This window comes from Brevibacterium sp. BDJS002, assembly GCF_028201555.1.
Classification (GTDB): Bacteria; Actinomycetota; Actinomycetes; order Actinomycetales; family Brevibacteriaceae; genus Brevibacterium; species Brevibacterium aurantiacum.
The window spans coordinates 630,614-646,859 of record NZ_CP116392.1; the positions used below are offsets into that span (position 1 = coordinate 630,614).

Consider the following 16,246-nt stretch of genomic DNA (forward strand, 5'->3'; position numbering starts at 1 on the left):
CACACGACTGAAGGAATCCGCATGAACATGTCAACACTCTTCAACCTCGACGGACGCAGCGCTCTCATCACCGGCGGTTCGCGCGGCATCGGCCGAATGATCGCAGAAGGATTCGTCCAACTCGGCGTGCGCGTCTACATCACCGCCCGCAAGGCCGAAGAATGCGACGCTGCGGCCGCTGAGATGTCTGAACAGGGAATCTGCACCTCCATCCCCGGCGACATCTCCACACCGGAAGGACTCGACACCGTCGTCTCGCGACTGCGGGAACATGAGTCGAGCCTGGACATCCTCGTCAACAACGCCGGAGCCGCCTGGGGCGCACCCTTCGACGAGTTCCCCGAACACGGCTGGGACAAGGTCATGGACCTCAACCTCAAGGCACTGTTCTTCCTCACCCAGAAACTCACCCCCGAACTGCGTGCAGCCGCTGCCGGCGAGGACCACCTCGCCAAGGTCATCAACATCGCCTCCATCGACGGCATCCGCACGAACCCGAACGAGACGTACAGCTACCACGCGAGCAAGGCCGGAGTCATCCACCTGACCAAGCGGCTTGCCGCTCAACTCGCCCCGGACGGAGTGATCGTCAACGCAATCGCCCCCGGAGCCTTCCCCTCACGGATGAACAAGGACGCCCGCGACCACGGTGATGAAATCCAAAAGCGTGTCCCCGCAGGACGCATCGGCTCACCCGAAGACATGGCCGGGGCCGCAACCTACCTCGCCTCACGCGCCGGAGACTACGTGGTCGGCGAGACCATCGTCGTCGACGGCGGAGTCGTCGCATCAACAGGCCTCTAAGACGAAGTGAACAAGAAAGGCCAGACATCATGAAGGCAGTACAGCTCAACGCCACCGACGGGCCCAGCGCACTCGGCCTCGTCGACGTCGAAGCACCCGCGGCTGAACCGGGCACGGTGCTCATAGACGTCGCCTATGCAGGCGTGACATTCCCCGAACTCCTGCAATCCCGCGGGCAATATCAGATGCAGCCGCCCCTGCCCTACACCATGGGGTCCGAGGTCGCCGGAACGGTACGCGAAGTGGGGGAAGGAGTCACCGGCTTCGCTGTCGGAGATCGTGTCCTCGGCGTTGCCGGCACCGGAGGCTACGCCGAGATCATGGCAGTCCCCGCCGCGAGCGTCCTGCCCCTGCCGGAGACTGTGTCCCTAAAAGCTGGGGCGGGAATGCCGATGAACCTGCTCACAGCCGACTTCGCACTGCGTGTACGAGGAAACCTTGAGGCAGGGCAGAGCGTCCTCATCCACGGTGCTGCCGGAGGTCTCGGCAGCGCACTGGTCCAGGTCGCGCTCGCCTACGGTGCCGAGGTCATCGCCGTCGTCTCGACTGAGGAGAAGGCGGAAACGGTGACCAACCTCGGCGCTCAGCATGTGGTCTTCGCCGATGGATTCAAGACGAAAGTCAAAGAGATCTACCCACACGGGGTCGACCTCGTCGCAGACCCCGTGGGAGGGGACCGGTTCACCGATTCCCTGCGGTGCCTGACGACGTTCGGCACGCTCCTCGTGCTCGGTTTCACCGCGGGCCAGATTCCTGAAGTGAAGGTCAATCGACTGTTGCTGAACAACATCTCCGTGGCAGGCGTGGGCTGGGGTGCCGCGTTGGCCGGCGGCCCGAGATGGTGGCTCAGCAGTGGGAGTCGCTGTGGCCGCACCTGTCAGCGGGGATCCTCAACCCGAGCATCCACGCTGTTCTGCCGATGCAGGAGGCAGGGAAAGCACTCGAGATCATCGACTCCCGCTCGGTTCGAGGCAAAGTGCTCCTCGACGTCAACGGAGACGAGAACGATCCAGCCGCCTCGGCGAGGTGAGCATTTTTCGCAGAACCGAAAAATTTCGCTGTACTGAAACATTTCGCTCTACCGATCAGAACTGATGAGAAAGCAGGAACCATGGACTTCGCACCTGACGAGAAGACCCGCGAATACCAGGACAAACTCAACGCCTTCATGGACGAATTCGTCTACCCGGCAGAGTCGGTCTACCACCAGCAGCGTGCGGAGGCCGGGGATCCGAACTTCCACCCGCCGATCCTCGAGGACCTCAAACGGGAGGCGAAGAGCCGGGGACTGTGGAACCTGTTCCTGCCCTACGAGGGATGGGGTGCGGGGCTGACGAACGTGCAGTACGCCCACCTCGCCGAGATCACGGGCCGAAGCCCGGAGATCGCGCCCGAAGCCATCAACTGCAATGCCCCGGATACGGGAAACATGGAAGTGCTCACCCTCTTCGGGACCGACGAGCACAAAGAGAAATGGCTCAAGCCGCTGTTGGCGGGAGAGATCGCCTCAGCCTTCTGCATGACAGAGCCAGCCGTGGCCAGCTCCGATGCGACGAACATCGAAATGAGCATCGCCTCCGACGGTGACGACTACGTGCTCAACGGTCGGAAGTGGTTCGCCTCGAATGCGCTCCACGCCAACTGCAAAGTCTTCATCGTCATGGGCAAGACCGACCCGAGCGCCGAGACCCACCGCCAGCAGTCGATGCTGGTCGTGCCCAAGGACACTCCGGGAATCACGATCGTCCGCGGACTGCCTGTGTTCGGGTACATGGACCGCGAGGGCCACGCCGAAATCCTCTTCGAGGACGTGCGGGTGCCCAAGTCCGCACTGCTCTCCGGTGAAGGCGAAGGCTTCGCCATCAGCCAGGCACGATTGGGCCCCGGCCGCATCCACCACTGCATGCGGTCGATCGGCATGGCAGAACGCTCCCTCGACCTGCTCATCGACCGGGCCCAGCAGCGGGTGACCTTCGGCCAGCCCGTCGCCGAGCGGGCCAACATCCAAGAGTGGATCGCCGAGGCGCGCATCGAGATCGAAGCCACCCGTCTCCTCGTGCTCAAGGCGGCATGGATGATGGACACCGTGGGCAACAGAGAAGCGGCGACGGAGATCGCGGCCATCAAGGTCAAAGCCCCCGAGATGGCGCTGAAGATCGTCGACCGCGCCATCCAGGTCCACGGCGGCGGTGGCGTCACCGACGACTTCCCGCTGGCCGGCTTCTATGCCCACCTGCGCACCCTGCGACTTGCCGACGGACCCGACGAGGTGCACAAGCGCTCGATCGCCCGGCGGGAGCTGCGCCGGCGAAAGAATGCTCGGGAAGCCGGATGAGCGTCGAGCTCAACCTGACTGCGCTCGCCGTCTGGATGCGCGGCGTGGGGGAGTCCGTCGTCGGTGTCCTCACAGGGACTCGGGTCGGACAGGGGCAGTCGAACCTCACGTACCGCATCGATGACGAGGCCGGGCAGTCCTGGATTGCGCGCAGGCCCCCGCTGGGAAAACTGCTCGCCTCGGCGCATGACGTCGAACGCGAGCATCAGATCATGGCGGCGCTGCAGGGAACGGGAGTGCCCGTGCCCACCACGATCGGTGTGTGCACCGACGAGGCTGTTGCCGACGTTCCGGTCTTCCTCATGACACATGTCGAGGGCACAGTCATCGACGATGAGGAGGCCGCGCGATCACTGGCTCCGAAGGTGCGACGCAGCTTCGGCCTCAACCTCGCACGCACGCTTGCCCAGATCCACGCCGTCGACATCGATGCTGTGGGGCTGGGCGAGCTCGCCTCGCGGAAGCCCTACGCGCCGAGGCAGCTCAAACGGTGGAGCCGACAGTTGGAGGAGAGCCGAACTCAGGATCGGCCTGACCTTGATGCGCTGACAGATCTGCTGCGCGAGCACGTTTCGGCACCGGATGAGATCGCGCTGGTCCATGGTGACTTCCACGTCCGCAATGTCATCATCGACGACAGCACGGGCGAGATCCGTGCTGTTCTGGATTGGGAGCTCTCGACCCTGGGCGATCCTCTGGCCGATATGGGCAGTGCGCTGGCGTATTGGACGCAGGCCGGTGAGATGCCGGGCGGAATGTTCACTGCCTCCACCTTGGACGGCTTTCCCACGCGGGCGGAGATGGCTGCGGAGTACCTGCGTGCTTCGGGACGCAGTGGGCAGGCGCTGGGTTTCTGGCATGTGCTGGGAGTGTGGAAGGTCGCCATCATCGCCGAGGGCGTCTATCGCAGGGTCCTCGACAATCCAGAGAACGCTGCCGGAGTCACTCTCACTGCGGAGAACATTCAGGCGATGGTCGACCACGGTTGGGACGTCGCTCGGGAGAACGGGTTGGCGTCATGAGAGAGTCGGGGACCGCGGTCGGTGTGTCGGCGGATTGTATGATGGGCTGATCATGTCGAAGAGCGAAGAACAGGGTCAGGAACCGCCCGTACAGGGCGCTACCGCACCGAAGCGTGATCTCCCGTCGACCCCGCGCGGCCTGAGGACTCGGGCCGCTCTCGTGGCTGCGGCTCGCACTGTCTTCGAACGCGATGGGTTCATCGATTCGCGGCTCACGGACATCACGAAGGAAGCCAAGTGCTCCACCGGCACCTTCTACACGTACTTCGACAGCAAAGAAGAGGCTCTCGCTGCAGTTCTGCATGAGGCGCAAGAAGATATGCTCCACCCCGGCCCGCCGCAGGAGCACCACGAGAATCGCAGCGTCATCGAGTCACTTGATGCCGGCAACCGTGCCTATATCAAGGCGTATAAGCGCAATGCCAAACTGATGCTCCTGCTTGAGCAGGTCGCCGCGGTTGATCCGGAATTCAGGCAGCTGCGCCTGGATCGGGGGCAGGCCTTCGCCAAGAGAAACTGCAAATGGGTGAGGAAGCTCCAGGACGAGGGCTATGCTGATCCGAGTCTTGACCCGGTGATGTCTGCCAGCGCATTGTCGCTGATGGTCGGACGTATGGCGTATTACAAGTACGCACTGAAGCAACCAGGCTGGGGCTCGGATGACCTCCTTGCGGAGACCGCAACGAAGCTGTTGGTCAATGCGCTGGGCATCCCGGCCGACGGTTCCCGCCGCACTTAGGAGTCAGCAATGACAACGACAACGACGTCACACGAAGAACCCATCGGTCATCCCTTCGACAATGGCTCGGTGGCAGCGCGCTTGGCCGAGCTGCCGGTCACCGCTGAGGCGCGGGAACTGAGAGTGAGAACGCAGCGCGGCGATTTCCGCGGCTTCCGGGCCACTCCTGCCCGCCCTGACCCGGCCCTCGGCGATGCGCTGCTGCTGCACGGGTGGCCGGAGTTCGCATCCTGTTGGGAGTCCACGGCTGCGCTCCTTCTTGAGCAGGGGATGAGCATCGTTGCCTACGACCAGCGGGGCTATTCGCCCGATGTGCGCCCCGAATCGGTCGACGAATACACGATGGCTCACCTCGTCGCCGATCTCGATGTGATCTCACGTGAGGTGGGGCTCGAGCGCTTCCACCTCGTCGGTCATGACTGGGGTGGGATGGTCGCCTGGCACTATGCGGCCAACCATCCCGAGCGGCTGCTCACCAGCACCGTCGTCTCGACTGCGCACCCGATCGCCCATGCCAAGCAGGTGCGAGCGGACCCGGATCAGTACGAGCGCATGGCCTATATGCGTTCGATCCAAGACCACCCGGAAGGCGTAGCCAGGACGCTGCTGCGCAACGACGGTCAGCGCCTCATCGAACTCTACGGCGGTGACGTCCCCGACGGCATGGCGGCCTCCTACGTGGAGCGGCTGAGCGAACCCGACGCGATGCTCTCAGTCCTCAAGTACTATCAGGCCGCTGATGGCCGCGAACGGACAGCGAGCACTCCGATCACTGTTCCAACGACCTTCGTGTGGGGCAGCGAGGATGTTGCCTTCACCCGCGGATCGGCTGAACTCAGCGCCAGCTACGTCGAGGGCCCTTACCGTTTCGTCCCACTTGTGGGCGCCTCGCACTGGCTCCCGGAATCACGGCCCGAGGACATCGCACGTGCCGTCCTCGAGCGGGTGCGGGAGCACGCGGCTTCATAAGTGCAGGCAGGGCAGGTGCCTATCGACGGTGCTCGCGCCGCTGGCGATCAATAGTCATTGCGATAAGACCCAATCGGCGACCGCATACAGCGTCTCGACCTCGGTGGGCAGCTGCGTGTCGTCAGAGGGCAGTGCTTGTGCGATCGAAAGCCCGTTGACGAAGGTGAAGAGGATACGGGCTCGTCGAGCATTGTCACCTGGCAGCAGTGCGCCTTCGTCCTCGAGGGTATTCAGGCAGTATTCGATGCGGCGGTGAAGCTCTCGTTCGCTGGCCAAGTACTGTGCCCTGGCCCCTTCCGAGGGCTCGGTTGCGATGTAACGGTCGAAGGTCTCACGCCACGCGTCTCGTGGATCGGCTCCGGCCGATACGAGAAGCCGTTGCAGACATGCCACGAGTCTCTCCCGTGCAGGTATCGAGGTGTCATGAATTGCGTCGACGGGAATGATCAGGTCATACACCCGAGCGATCACCTCATCCATTAGCGCACGTTTGGTGGGGAAATGGTGTTGGAGCGAACCCGTGCTCACTCCGGCCCGCTTGGCAACTGCCCGCACGCTCATCATCGCTCCGGGCTCTTCTCCGAGCATCGTCGCGGCGGCCCACAGGATCTTTTCTCTGCTGCTGATGCCCTCTGGTGGTTGAAGTTCCATCATCCCCCTTCCAATACGCCGTATTAGTAGTTTACGCTAGTGACCATCAAGTCACCAATACACTGTATTGCTCTAGAGGGTATTGCGGTGGTCACTGTGGAAGGAATCTCATGACGACGTCAAGTAGGCCTGTCTGGCTTCTCAGCCCTGAGGGGAGACCAAAGGACTTCTCTGCAGTTCCCAGTGGAGTGGAATATCACCGAGTCCTCGCCGGCAACCATCGGCGCATAGGACGCGGCATCCTTGCGATCGTGCTGCTGCTGGCAGGACTGGTCTTCTTCTCCCTCGCCGCCAACTGGCTCAACGCCGTCATCGACACGGGGCTGGGAAACAGTCCTTCCGACTACACGCCGGCCCGGCATGCCGGAAGCATGATCGGCCTTGCCCTTCTCATCCCGTGGAGCATGCTCATCCAGCGCCGGCTCTACGGAAAACCCGCAGCGTCGCTGCACTCCGTGTCCTCGCGGTTCCGATTCGACCTGCTCGGCAAATCGCTTCTGGTGTTCGGTCCTGCGTGGCTCTTCGTCAACGCCATCGGCTTTCTGGGGCCGGTTGAAGAGGTCCCTTGGGCGCACACGGATCTCATCGCAATGTTCATCATCACCTTCCTCCTGACTCCGCTGCAGGCGGCGGGTGAGGAATACGGCTTCCGCGGATTGGTCTTCCGCATCCTCGGGAGCTGGACGCACAGCCGGCGCCTCGGGTTGATCATCGGAATCGTCGTCACCAGCGCGGCATTCACCGCCATGCACGGATCCACCGATCCGTACATCATCACCTGGTACCTGACTCTGTTCAGCTGCTTGTCGATTATCACTTGGCGCACGGGTGGGCTTGAGATCGCAATCGTCCTCCACGCTGTGCTCAACACCCTGAGCTTCCTGGCAGCGTTCTATCTGCGGATTGACTTCGGAGCGGCCATCGGAGACCGGTCCGCCGGGGTTGGAACGCCTTACCAGCTGCTTCCCGCGTTCGTGATCGCGGTCATCACGGCGATCATCTGGTGGTGGACACGCAAATCAGGCCCTGCGCGCACCCCAAGTGATCAGTTGCCACGCGGAGACGAGGGCTGAGACGTCTTCTCCACTGATGCCGATGTGCGGGATATGCTCACAGTCTGACCCCATCCTCTGCCCTTGATGCGTCACTGCAGCAGGCCAGAGCGAAGCATACGTGAGGAGACATGAGCAAGATGCGCGCGGTAGTCCAGAACGAATTCGGCGCCCCGGAAGTCCTCACGCTGATCCACGACGCACCGATACCCGAACCCATTCCCACCGAGGTCCAGGTGCGTGTCAGCCATGTGGGAGTCAACCCGGTGGATGGAAAGACCCGTGGCGGAGCATCCGTAGCAAAGCTCATGGGTGCTTTCCCCATCACCGTCGGATGGGATATCGCAGGCGAGGTCTCCGCCCTGGGCAATGGGGTGAATCGCTTCTCCGTCGGTGACCGTGTCTTCGGGATGCCTCGCTTTCCCTACCCGGCCAATGGGTATGCCGAATTTGTCACCTCACCGTCTCGCCACCTCGTGCGCATTCCCGATTCTCTGGATTCCGCGACTGCCGCGTCGATCCCTCTGCCTGCCACGACGGCGTATCAGATCGTGCACGAAGCCGCTGATGTGCGCGGCGGTCAGAGCGTGCTCGTCCTCGGCGGTGGCGGCACCGTCGGGACCTACGTCGTGCAGATGGCGAAGAAGCTCGGCGCGACTGTCATCGGTCACGCAACAGGGGAGAAGCTGAAGCATCTCAAGTCTCTTGGTGTGAATCGGGTGATCGACTATGCGAGTGAAGAATTCGACGACCCCAACCTCGGCGGCGGTCCGGTTCGCGATGTCGACGTCGTCATCGACCTCATCGGTGGGGAGTTCGCCCTCCGCGCAGTTCCACTGACCAAGCCAGACGGGATCGTCGTAGGAGTGCCCTCGGGACAGCAGCAGGGCCTCGACGCCGCAGCCGCCCAGGCAGGTGTCCGATGGACGAACGTCATCGTCGAACCGGATCATGTCGCGCTCGAATACGTGGCTGAGCTCATCGAGAACGGGGAGCTTCATGTGCCCGCTCCGGCCACAGCCCTGCTCGAGGACGTTGTGGAGGTTCATCGGCAGATGGACGAGGGGCACCTGCCGAAGACAGTGCTGACGCTGTGACCGCTTGACGATCACACCTCCACGGGGCGCTCGCGCCGTGCCACACTGATCCCATGACGGACGTGAATGCGATGTCTTCGACGGAGAAGATCGAACGCGGTGCCACCGCTGTGCACCAGGTGGGTCTGCAGGGGGCGGCGATTGATGCGCTGCCGGCAGGAGCTGTTCCTGGAACTCGAGCAGAGGCCTACTCGATGCAGACCCGCTATGCCGAGTTGGAAGGTCAGCCCACCCTCGGATGGAAGATTGCGGCGACGAGTGAGGCCGGGCAACGGCACATCAATGTCGAGGGCCCGCTGGGCGGTCGCGTGCTCGCTGATCGCGTCCAAGGCGATGGGGAGGCCGTGTCGCTGAGCGGCAATTCGATGTGTCTGGCCGAGCCGGAGTTCGTGTTCGTCCTCGGCACGACGCTGCCGCCGCGCCCAAACCCTTACACCCTCGACGAGGTTATGGAGGCGGTGGATGCGCTGCACTTCGGCATCGAACTGCCAAGTTCCCGCTTCACCGATGTCACCACAGCCGGTGCACTGCAGATGATCGCCGACAACGCCTGCGGCCACCGATTCGTACTGGGGCCAGCGGCGAAAGAATCCTGGTCCTCGCGCGATCTGGCAGAGGTGTCGATGACCGCCGATGTCGATGGTCCATCAGGGTCCCGGACCATTGAGGGCGTAGGTAGAAACGTTCTCGGTGACCTAGTCGCCGCATTGACCTGGCTGGTCAATGAGCTCTCAGCTGTCGACATCGGTCTGGAGGCAGGGGACTTCATTACCACGGGCACGTGCAGCGAACCCATCCCAGTGGAACCAGGCGACTCCTTGTCTGCGAAGTTCGACGGTCTGGGCGTTGTCGCCTGCACGTTTGTTGACTGAATCGGTGGGGTGGAGGTTTCTTCCATGCAACCATCAAACAGATGACGCAGCCTGACGGGCAGAACGAAGACGGCCCGTGTCATACCCGTCTGCCATGCTGTTTCCATGTCTGAAACGCAGCCTTTTCAGAGCAATGTCGACCAATCCGATCTCAATGATCTCAACGACCGACTGGCCCGAACTCGCTGGACGGACCAGCACCTCGGTATCGGCTGGTCGCATGGGGTCAACGGCGACAATCTGCGAGAGATGGTCGGTAGCCAGAGCATTTGCTTCGCTTCAGTTCGTCCCTCGCGTAGAATAGGGATAACTAATAAAATCTCGTTCGAGGTGGTGGGCGCAATGACAACTTCTGTGGATGTACTTCAGTACATCAAGTTTGCATTGCCCGAGGTTAGTGTCACGAAAGCCATGAAGCTGGTCTATTACACACAGGCTTGGTCACTGGCATGGACTGGACAAGATGCTTTCTCCGATCCAGTTGTAGCTTGGCAGTACGGGCCGACCACAGAACTCGCGTACAAGAATTTTACCGCCACGGTGCCTCGATCGGACGGCATTTCCGCCGAGCTCAAGAGCGTCGTCGATGCGATAGTCGGTTATTACAATCAATTCACGGCTACGCAGCTCGTGGATCGGACTCATAGCGAGTCGCCTTGGAAGAAGACGTTCAACTCTCTTAGCGGGGGGCACGAAGCTGGCAGGGCGATTGCCCCGACGGATATGAAGAAGGAGTACACGATGCAGGCGCTGAAGGGCGAGGGTCCAACTAGGCCTAGTTTTGATGCTGCCATCATCGGTGATGAGAAGTTCGAAAAGCTTCTGAGCAAGATCCGCACCGAGCGGAGAGAAGCCCTGGACCTCCTCGCATCTAGGTGATCGAGTATTTAAGCGTGGATCTTGTTATCAAGATCCACGACAGAGAGTCCTCGGCTCCTCTACTTGAGTACGGCAAGCTCGAGTCGGCGGTCCTCTCGCCACAGACCGACTATTTCGGCCAAGTGCCGTATGCGACTCTGTTTGAGAAGGCAGCTGTCCTCTTATCTCATATCGCCAACGCTCATGCCTTTCTCGACGGGAACAAGCGTTGTGCGTGGGCCTCATGCGAGCTATTCCTCTTGGCCAACGGCGTGGAACTCAACCTCGGGACACAGTCACTTGTTGCCTTCATCGAGGACGAAGTTGTCGACAACAATCTGTCTGTTAAGGAGATAGCGGTCTGGCTCAGTCAACGCCAGGCTTGAATAACTTCTACTTCGCTGGTGGGTCTGCTCCTAGCTTCAGGCCGCGAAGACTCCCGGTGTCGTTCCCAACGTCCGGCGGAAGTGCCGGGTGAGATGGGACTGGTCGTGGAAGCCCGACTGGGCGGCCGCCTCCGCGGGGGAGTGGCCGGTCAGGAGCAGTCGGCGGGCGCGGTCCACGCGACGGCCGATGACGTACTGGTGCGGGGCGATCCCGTAGGTCTGGGTGAATACCCGGACGAGGTGACTGCGGTGGGCACCTAAGTCAGCGGCCGCCTCGGCGATGGTGAAGGTCTCGTCCAGGCGATCATCGAGCAGATGACGCAGACGACGGGCCAAGGGCTTGTCAGAAGCAATGTCGACCGGTGACTTCAGATGCGGCTGCACGAGCTCGCGCAGGGCAAGGACCCCGCACTCGGCGGCGAGGACATCGGCTGGATCATTCAGTGCGGCATGGATCTGGTCGACAGTCGACGTGACGCTCGGATCGAAGAGCGTCGGAGCCTCCGCCGCAGCATCGACGGCGCTCAGGGACAGCCATTCGGGTTCGAGGTAGAGCACGCGTTTGCGGAACGGAACATCAGGAGTCGCCGAGCGACCATCGTGGGGCACCTGCGGCGGCAGCAGCGTCACCGTCGAGTTCGTCGTCCGGTGCTCGTGCCGGTCCAGATCGTAGGTGACGGTGCCCTGATCGACGAGCAGAACCGTCCACGAATCATGAGTGTGGGACGGGTAGGCATGATGCTCGAACTGTGCGTGGAGGACCTCCTGCACCTGGGGCACATTCGGGTGCCATGCGTGGATCACATCTGCCATGTCACAAACGTACAAGACCCACCTGTGGAAACCGGCCAGAGTGGGAGCATGCACGAAAACACGAACACAGCAGAGACAGATGCAGGCACCTCCACCGATACGGTCGGAGCAACCGGCACCGAAGTGGTCCGATTCGATACGAAGGTCGTCGTGGTGCTCCGCGATGACCTGCTTCCCTGGCAGGAACTCAACGTCACAGCGTTCCTGACCAGCGGTATCGCCCACAGCGAACCGGGTTTGGTGGGGGAGAACTACCGCGACGGTGACGGCAATGACTATCTTCCGATGCTGCGCCAACCGGTCCTTGTTTTGACGGCAGATGGAGGGCTGCTGGCGAAAGCGCGGGAGAAGGCGCTCGGCCGCGGGATTCCTCTGGCGATCTATACGGAGGAACTGTTCTCGACCGGACACGACGCCGCCAACCGCGAGGCCGTGGCCTCGGTTGCGGCTGAGGACCTCAACCTGGTGGGGATTGCTCTGCGGGGGCCGAAGAACGCAGTGGATCGGGTGGTGAAAGGCGCGCGGATGCATGGGTGACCAGGGGCGCCCCACTATTTGTCAATTTCAGTGGTATCCAAAGAACAGGATTCGGTTGCTCAGGCCGAATGCTCAGCGAAAGGGAAGTAGCCGCGCTCTTGGTTCTCCAGAGCACCCGTGACTTCGGCTCCGAGACTGTTCCGAACGTGAGAGCGGACGAGATCGGCTGCCGCAATCCCATCGCCGGCAATGACGAGCTCGAGGATCTGATGGTGCTGATTCTGATCGATGGTCCGGGGCTTGGCGCCTGCCGGGAGTTCTAGGCCGATACGTCTGTACCGATCCGATTTGTCCCATAGGTCGTCTAGGAGCTTGATCATCACATAATTGTGAGAGGCGACGTAGATCGACCGATGGAATGCCCGGTGCGCAGTGATGGCTTCCTCGCCCCAGTCCCGAGTGACAGGCAACAGCTCATCGGCTGCAGCTTTCATCGCAGCAATGTCCCGGTCGGTCCTGCGTTTCGCAGCCAGTTCGGTGGCGGATGGGTCCAGCGAGTACCGAACCTCAAGAAGATGGCGCGCTTCGGACGCGCTCATCGGAGCGACGCGTGCGTCCCGATGCGCATCTATCGTGAGCCAATCTTCGCTCGCCAGTCTTCGGATTGCCTCACGAAGCGGGGTGATGCTCATCCCCAAGTCGGCAGCGAGTTCATATTGCGACAAACGCGAACCGGGAACCAGCTCGCCTGATGTGATCCGACGCCGCAGCTCCGCGTATGCCTGCGCACCTTTGCTCGGCATTTCGCCAGCGCCATTCATGGTGACCTCATTCCCAAAAAAGGCCCTCTCGGCCTTGTACCGCTCGTCCGGCCAGTGTACGGTATAAGCATCTTATAAGTGTCTTATAAGATCTAAATTTGAAGAAGGAGGACCATGAGGATTGTCTCTGCTCATGCGGGTACCATTCCGATCAGTTCGTCGATGCGCAATGCCTACATCGATTTCAGCAAGATGGACTGCACGATCCTGGCGCTTGTCAGTGATGTCATTGTCGACGGCAAGCCGCTGGTCGGCTATGGCTTCAACTCGAACGGTCGGTACAACGCGACTGCAATCTTGAACGACCGCATCTTGCCTCGACTCGAGAACGCATCGATTGACGAGCTCACCGACAATGGCGAGCTCTCCCCAGCCAAGGCGTGGGACATCATGATGGCCAACGAGAAGCCGGGCGGTCACGGCGAACGTTCTGTCGCCGTAGGCGTTGCCGATATGGCACTTCACGACCTGGCAGCCAAGATCGCAGGAGTTCCTCTGTACCGTTGGATCTCCGACCACTACGGTGACGGCAACCCCGATGACGACGTTTTCGTCTACGCAGCTGGCGGCTACTACGCCCCAGGCAAGACGCTGAGCGATCTTCAGGACGAGATGCGAGGCTTCCTCGCATCCGGCTATGAGAACGTCAAGATGAAAATCGGCGGTGCCGACCTCGCTGAAGACCTCGAGCGCATCGAAGCCGTCATCGACGTACTCGACGGAGACGGCTCGCGACTCATGGTCGACGTCAACGGCAAGTTCGATCTCCAGACCGCGCTCGAATATGGCAATGCCATCGACCAGTACAACCTGTTCTGGTACGAAGAGGTCGGAGATCCTCTCGACTACGGACTCAACGCAACACTGTCGGAAAGCTACCGCAACCCCATTGCCACCGGTGAGAACCTCTTCTCTGTCCAAGACGCCCGTAACTTGATTCGATACGGGGGCATGCGGGCCGACCGCGACTACATCCAAGTCGACCCGGCTCTGAGCTATGGGCTCACAGAGTACCGACGTGTCCTCGACATGCTCTCCCAGCACGGATGGTCCTCACGCCGTTGCATCCCGCACGGCGGTCACCAGTTCTCGCTGCACATCGCTGCCGCGCTCAAGCTCGGCGGAAACGAATCGTACCCAGGGGAGTTTCAACCCACCGGCGGATTCACAGACGACGCCATCATCTCCCACGGCCGAGTATCACCCGGTGACCTTCCGGGCATCGGGCTGGAAGGAAAGGCCGCGTTCTACGACGTGCTCCGGGACCTGCACGCCTGATCTCAGCACATCTGGCTGGCGGCCCTCCGTGGCCTTCTCGGCAACAGGGCCGCCAGCTGCTTCTTACTATCTGCATGTCCCGGGTAGCCATCTCGATCGCCGTCAACGCAGCCGGCTCTTCTTGTGACACCAACCGGCTTCTACACACCCGGCACCAGACGACGGAGTCAAACCTCGCAACACATGCGAGACACGATCTGACACCGCAATATGTACGCCGAGCAAGAGACCAAAGAAGGTACAGCAATGGCAACAGCACACTCTCATCTCAACGCCATATGGGGAAGCCTGTGGACGTCGCACAACGAGATCAAAAGGCTTCTCACATTCTCAAATCGACGGAAGCCGTCTCCCATCCAAACGATGGCCATGAGTGGCACGGCCGAGGAGACCTCTACCGAAGAACGTTCCAGTGACACTAATGCTGAGCGTGAAACAGATACAAACTCCTCAGGGCCCGGTTACACTCCCGCACGCCTGACCGGTCTGGTGCTAGGGCCACTGCTCTTCACCCTCACCCTCGTCTTCTTCAAACCTGACGGACTCAGCCCGGAGGCGCAAGCAGTCCTCGCCAGCACGCTGTGGGTTGCGACTTGGTGGATCACCGAGGCGATCCCGATCCCTGCCACATCCCTACTTCCCGTGGTGCTATTGCCCCTCACAGGTGCGCTGGACGGGGATTCGGTCGTTGCAGCCTATGGCAATGACATCATCTTCCTTTTCATCGGCGGCTTCACTCTGGCGATTGCCATGGAAAAGTGGAATCTGCACCAACGCATCGCACTCTCGATCGTTGCAGCGATAGGCACGAGCCCACGCCGAATTGTGCTCGGGTTCATGGTCGCGACAGGCTTCCTCTCCATGTGGGTATCAAACACCGCTGCCACAATGATGATGATCCCCGTCGGCTTGGCGGTTGCCTACCAGGCCGCACGTTCTCTGCGTGGGGGCGAATACCACGACGAACTTCCCAAGTTTGAGAAATCAATCATCTTCGGAATCGGGTATGCAGCCACCATCGGAGGGCTGGGAACGCTGATCGGCACGCCACCTCTCGCTGTGCTTTCTGCAACGGTCGGAGAGTTGTTCGGCGAAACCATTTCGTTTGCGCAATGGATGCTGTTCGGAGTCCCCATCGTCATTATTCTGCTGACGCTCACCTGGCTCTACCTCACGGGCGTGAAATTCAAGGTCCGCTTCAAGCAGCTTCCCGGCGGAGAAAAGCTCATCAGAGACGAGAAGGCTGGGCTCGGCTCAATGTCGAGCCAGGAGAAGACGGTGCTCGGTGTCTTCATCGCTGTTGCCTTCATGTGGGTCACCCGTTCATTCATCTGGGAAGACCTGCTTCCGGGGATCAGTGACGGCGTCATCGGCATCATGGGTGCGATCATGCTGTTTACCCTGCCAAGCCGCGGCACTCACGAGAAGCGCATCCTCCGTTGGGAGGATTCAACGAAGATTCCGTGGGGCATCCTCCTGTTGTTCGGCGGCGGCCTGGCAATTGCCGCAGGCTTCGTCGACAGCGGTCTCTCAGAATGGATCGGCGAACAGCTGCGCACGCTGGACGGGATCAACGTCTTCCTCGTGATCGTCATCTCCACCGCACTCGTGCTGTTCCTTACCGAGATCACCTCGAACGCGGCGACTGCAACGATGATTCTTCCGGTCATGGCAGCATTTGCCCTTGCCCTCGGCATCCACCCCTACGCGCTGATGGTGCCATGCGCAATGGCTGCCAACTGCGCCTTTATGCTCCCAGTAGGGACACCGCCGAATGCCATTATGTTCGGAACGGGCAAAATCACCATCATGGACATGGTGAAGTCCGGCTTCTGGATCAACATTCTCGCCCTGGTGTTCATCATTGCGGCAGTGTTCCTTGTGCTCCCTTGGCTGTGGGGGATCGACCTACTCTCGACCCCTGCCGCATTTCTGTGAATGGCCGTAGCGGATCGGGTGGTCATGGGGAATCGGATGTACGAATGAGGTGGCGGGGCATGAGTCTGGGATCGTGCGAAACGGCGGGCAACCTCGGCGGGGTAGGACTCAGTGGTGCGGGCCGGGAGCGGAAT

The 16,246-nt window shown here is 61.2% G+C and carries 17 protein-coding genes and 1 pseudogene; 14 read left to right on the forward strand and 4 right to left on the reverse strand.

Features of this window, described 5'->3' with window-relative positions; genetic code table 11:
• The first annotated feature begins 21 nt into the window (after positions 1 to 21).
• Genes PGC08_RS02860 through PGC08_RS02885 form a run of 6 tightly spaced genes read left to right on the forward strand, consistent with a single transcriptional unit; the run spans position 22 to position 5,869 of the window.
• Positions 22 to 804 (forward strand): SDR family oxidoreductase, encoded by a 783-nt coding sequence (locus PGC08_RS02860; RefSeq protein WP_271709491.1) that lies wholly within the window; start codon positions 22 to 24, stop codon positions 802 to 804.
• 29 nt (positions 805 to 833) lie between these two features.
• On the forward strand, positions 834 to 1,871 hold the full coding sequence (locus tag PGC08_RS02865) for an NADPH:quinone oxidoreductase family protein (RefSeq protein WP_333937541.1): 1,038 nt from the start codon (positions 834 to 836) through the stop codon (positions 1,869 to 1,871).
• A gap of 44 nt (positions 1,872 to 1,915) precedes the next feature.
• Positions 1,916 to 3,139 carry an acyl-CoA dehydrogenase family protein gene (locus tag PGC08_RS02870; protein ID WP_009881667.1) on the forward strand — a complete coding sequence of 408 codons (1,224 nt, stop codon included), beginning with the start codon at positions 1,916 to 1,918 and terminating at the stop codon, positions 3,137 to 3,139.
• A complete protein-coding gene (locus PGC08_RS02875; protein ID WP_101639003.1) occupies positions 3,136 to 4,161 on the forward strand; it encodes a phosphotransferase family protein in 1,026 nt (341 codons plus the stop codon). Before PGC08_RS02870 ends, PGC08_RS02875 begins: the two co-directional genes overlap by 4 nt.
• A gap of 52 nt (positions 4,162 to 4,213) precedes the next feature.
• Positions 4,214 to 4,900 carry a TetR/AcrR family transcriptional regulator gene (locus tag PGC08_RS02880; RefSeq protein ID WP_271709492.1) on the forward strand — a complete coding sequence of 229 codons (687 nt, stop codon included), beginning with the start codon at positions 4,214 to 4,216 and terminating at the stop codon, positions 4,898 to 4,900.
• A 9-nt stretch (positions 4,901 to 4,909) separates the two neighbouring features.
• Entirely contained in the window at positions 4,910 to 5,869 is a 960-nt protein-coding gene (locus PGC08_RS02885; RefSeq protein ID WP_009881664.1) for an alpha/beta fold hydrolase, read from the forward strand.
• Between the two features lie 54 nt (positions 5,870 to 5,923).
• On the opposite strand, the gene PGC08_RS02890 is transcribed toward PGC08_RS02885, so the two are convergent.
• On the reverse strand, positions 5,924 to 6,523 hold the full coding sequence (locus PGC08_RS02890; protein WP_226838945.1) for a TetR/AcrR family transcriptional regulator: 600 nt from the start codon (positions 6,521 to 6,523) through the stop codon (positions 5,924 to 5,926).
• Between the two features lie 107 nt (positions 6,524 to 6,630).
• Here PGC08_RS02890 and PGC08_RS02895 point away from each other — a divergent pair, with 107 nt between their 5' ends.
• From PGC08_RS02895 to PGC08_RS02915, 5 genes are all read left to right on the forward strand, one after another.
• Positions 6,631 to 7,593 carry a CPBP family intramembrane glutamic endopeptidase gene (locus PGC08_RS02895; protein ID WP_271709493.1) on the forward strand — a complete coding sequence of 321 codons (963 nt, stop codon included), beginning with the start codon at positions 6,631 to 6,633 and terminating at the stop codon, positions 7,591 to 7,593.
• Between the two features lie 110 nt (positions 7,594 to 7,703).
• Positions 7,704 to 8,669, forward strand: a complete 966-nt coding sequence (locus PGC08_RS02900) for an NADP-dependent oxidoreductase (RefSeq protein ID WP_271709494.1) — start codon at positions 7,704 to 7,706, stop codon at positions 8,667 to 8,669.
• A 53-nt stretch (positions 8,670 to 8,722) separates the two neighbouring features.
• Positions 8,723 to 9,541 (forward strand): 2-keto-4-pentenoate hydratase, encoded by an 819-nt coding sequence (locus PGC08_RS02905; RefSeq protein ID WP_271709495.1) that lies wholly within the window; start codon positions 8,723 to 8,725, stop codon positions 9,539 to 9,541.
• A gap of 105 nt (positions 9,542 to 9,646) precedes the next feature.
• A complete protein-coding gene (locus PGC08_RS02910) occupies positions 9,647 to 10,420 on the forward strand; it encodes a type II toxin-antitoxin system antitoxin SocA domain-containing protein (protein ID WP_009881659.1) in 774 nt (257 codons plus the stop codon).
• Between the two features lie 14 nt (positions 10,421 to 10,434).
• Entirely contained in the window at positions 10,435 to 10,785 is a 351-nt protein-coding gene (locus PGC08_RS02915) for a type II toxin-antitoxin system death-on-curing family toxin (RefSeq protein ID WP_271709496.1), read from the forward strand.
• A 36-nt stretch (positions 10,786 to 10,821) separates the two neighbouring features.
• Here PGC08_RS02915 and PGC08_RS02920 read toward each other — a convergent pair whose 3' ends face one another.
• Positions 10,822 to 11,598 carry a helix-turn-helix transcriptional regulator gene (locus PGC08_RS02920; protein WP_096146893.1) on the reverse strand — a complete coding sequence of 259 codons (777 nt, stop codon included), beginning with the start codon at positions 11,596 to 11,598 and terminating at the stop codon, positions 10,822 to 10,824.
• Positions 11,599 to 11,646: 48 nt separating this feature from the next.
• On the opposite strand from PGC08_RS02920, the gene PGC08_RS02925 reads away from it, so the two are divergent.
• On the forward strand, positions 11,647 to 12,135 hold the full coding sequence (locus PGC08_RS02925; protein WP_241211337.1) for a DUF2000 family protein: 489 nt from the start codon (positions 11,647 to 11,649) through the stop codon (positions 12,133 to 12,135).
• A 59-nt stretch (positions 12,136 to 12,194) separates the two neighbouring features.
• Here PGC08_RS02925 and PGC08_RS02930 read toward each other — a convergent pair whose 3' ends face one another.
• Entirely contained in the window at positions 12,195 to 12,674 is a 480-nt protein-coding gene (locus PGC08_RS02930) for a FadR/GntR family transcriptional regulator (RefSeq protein WP_271710036.1), read from the reverse strand.
• An 87-nt stretch (positions 12,675 to 12,761) separates the two neighbouring features.
• A pseudogene (locus PGC08_RS02935) lies at positions 12,762 to 12,896 on the reverse strand (GntR family transcriptional regulator); the annotation flags it as partial.
• A 114-nt stretch (positions 12,897 to 13,010) separates the two neighbouring features.
• Between PGC08_RS02935 and PGC08_RS02940 the strand changes: the two are divergent.
• Entirely contained in the window at positions 13,011 to 14,174 is a 1,164-nt protein-coding gene (locus PGC08_RS02940) for an enolase C-terminal domain-like protein (RefSeq protein ID WP_271709497.1), read from the forward strand.
• A 363-nt stretch (positions 14,175 to 14,537) separates the two neighbouring features.
• Positions 14,538 to 16,112 carry an SLC13 family permease gene (locus PGC08_RS02945; RefSeq protein WP_271709498.1) on the forward strand — a complete coding sequence of 525 codons (1,575 nt, stop codon included), beginning with the start codon at positions 14,538 to 14,540 and terminating at the stop codon, positions 16,110 to 16,112.
• Positions 16,113 to 16,246: the final 134 nt, after the last annotated feature.

What these genes read in the sequence shown, in the direction of transcription:
- PGC08_RS02860 (WP_271709491.1), top strand. Translation starts at nt 22, where the DNA reads ATGAACATGTCAACACTCTTCAACCTCGACGGACGCAGCGCTCTCATC.
- PGC08_RS02865 (WP_333937541.1), top strand. Translation starts at nt 834, where the DNA reads ATGAAGGCAGTACAGCTCAACGCCACCGACGGGCCCAGCGCACTCGGC.
- PGC08_RS02870 (WP_009881667.1), top strand. Translation starts at nt 1,916, where the DNA reads ATGGACTTCGCACCTGACGAGAAGACCCGCGAATACCAGGACAAACTC.
- PGC08_RS02875 (WP_101639003.1), top strand. Translation starts at nt 3,136, where the DNA reads ATGAGCGTCGAGCTCAACCTGACTGCGCTCGCCGTCTGGATGCGCGGC.
- PGC08_RS02880 (WP_271709492.1), top strand. Translation starts at nt 4,214, where the DNA reads ATGTCGAAGAGCGAAGAACAGGGTCAGGAACCGCCCGTACAGGGCGCT.
- PGC08_RS02885 (WP_009881664.1), top strand. Translation starts at nt 4,910, where the DNA reads ATGACAACGACAACGACGTCACACGAAGAACCCATCGGTCATCCCTTC.
- PGC08_RS02890 (WP_226838945.1), bottom strand. Translation starts at nt 6,523, where the DNA reads ATGATGGAACTTCAACCACCAGAGGGCATCAGCAGCAGAGAAAAGATC.
- PGC08_RS02895 (WP_271709493.1), top strand. Translation starts at nt 6,631, where the DNA reads ATGACGACGTCAAGTAGGCCTGTCTGGCTTCTCAGCCCTGAGGGGAGA.
- PGC08_RS02900 (WP_271709494.1), top strand. Translation starts at nt 7,704, where the DNA reads ATGAGCAAGATGCGCGCGGTAGTCCAGAACGAATTCGGCGCCCCGGAA.
- PGC08_RS02905 (WP_271709495.1), top strand. Translation starts at nt 8,723, where the DNA reads ATGACGGACGTGAATGCGATGTCTTCGACGGAGAAGATCGAACGCGGT.
- PGC08_RS02910 (WP_009881659.1), top strand. Translation starts at nt 9,647, where the DNA reads ATGTCTGAAACGCAGCCTTTTCAGAGCAATGTCGACCAATCCGATCTC.
- PGC08_RS02920 (WP_096146893.1), bottom strand. Translation starts at nt 11,598, where the DNA reads ATGGCAGATGTGATCCACGCATGGCACCCGAATGTGCCCCAGGTGCAG.
- PGC08_RS02925 (WP_241211337.1), top strand. Translation starts at nt 11,647, where the DNA reads ATGCACGAAAACACGAACACAGCAGAGACAGATGCAGGCACCTCCACC.
- PGC08_RS02930 (WP_271710036.1), bottom strand. Translation starts at nt 12,674, where the DNA reads ATGAGCGCGTCCGAAGCGCGCCATCTTCTTGAGGTTCGGTACTCGCTG.
- PGC08_RS02940 (WP_271709497.1), top strand. Translation starts at nt 13,011, where the DNA reads ATGAGGATTGTCTCTGCTCATGCGGGTACCATTCCGATCAGTTCGTCG.
- PGC08_RS02945 (WP_271709498.1), top strand. Translation starts at nt 14,538, where the DNA reads ATGGCCATGAGTGGCACGGCCGAGGAGACCTCTACCGAAGAACGTTCC.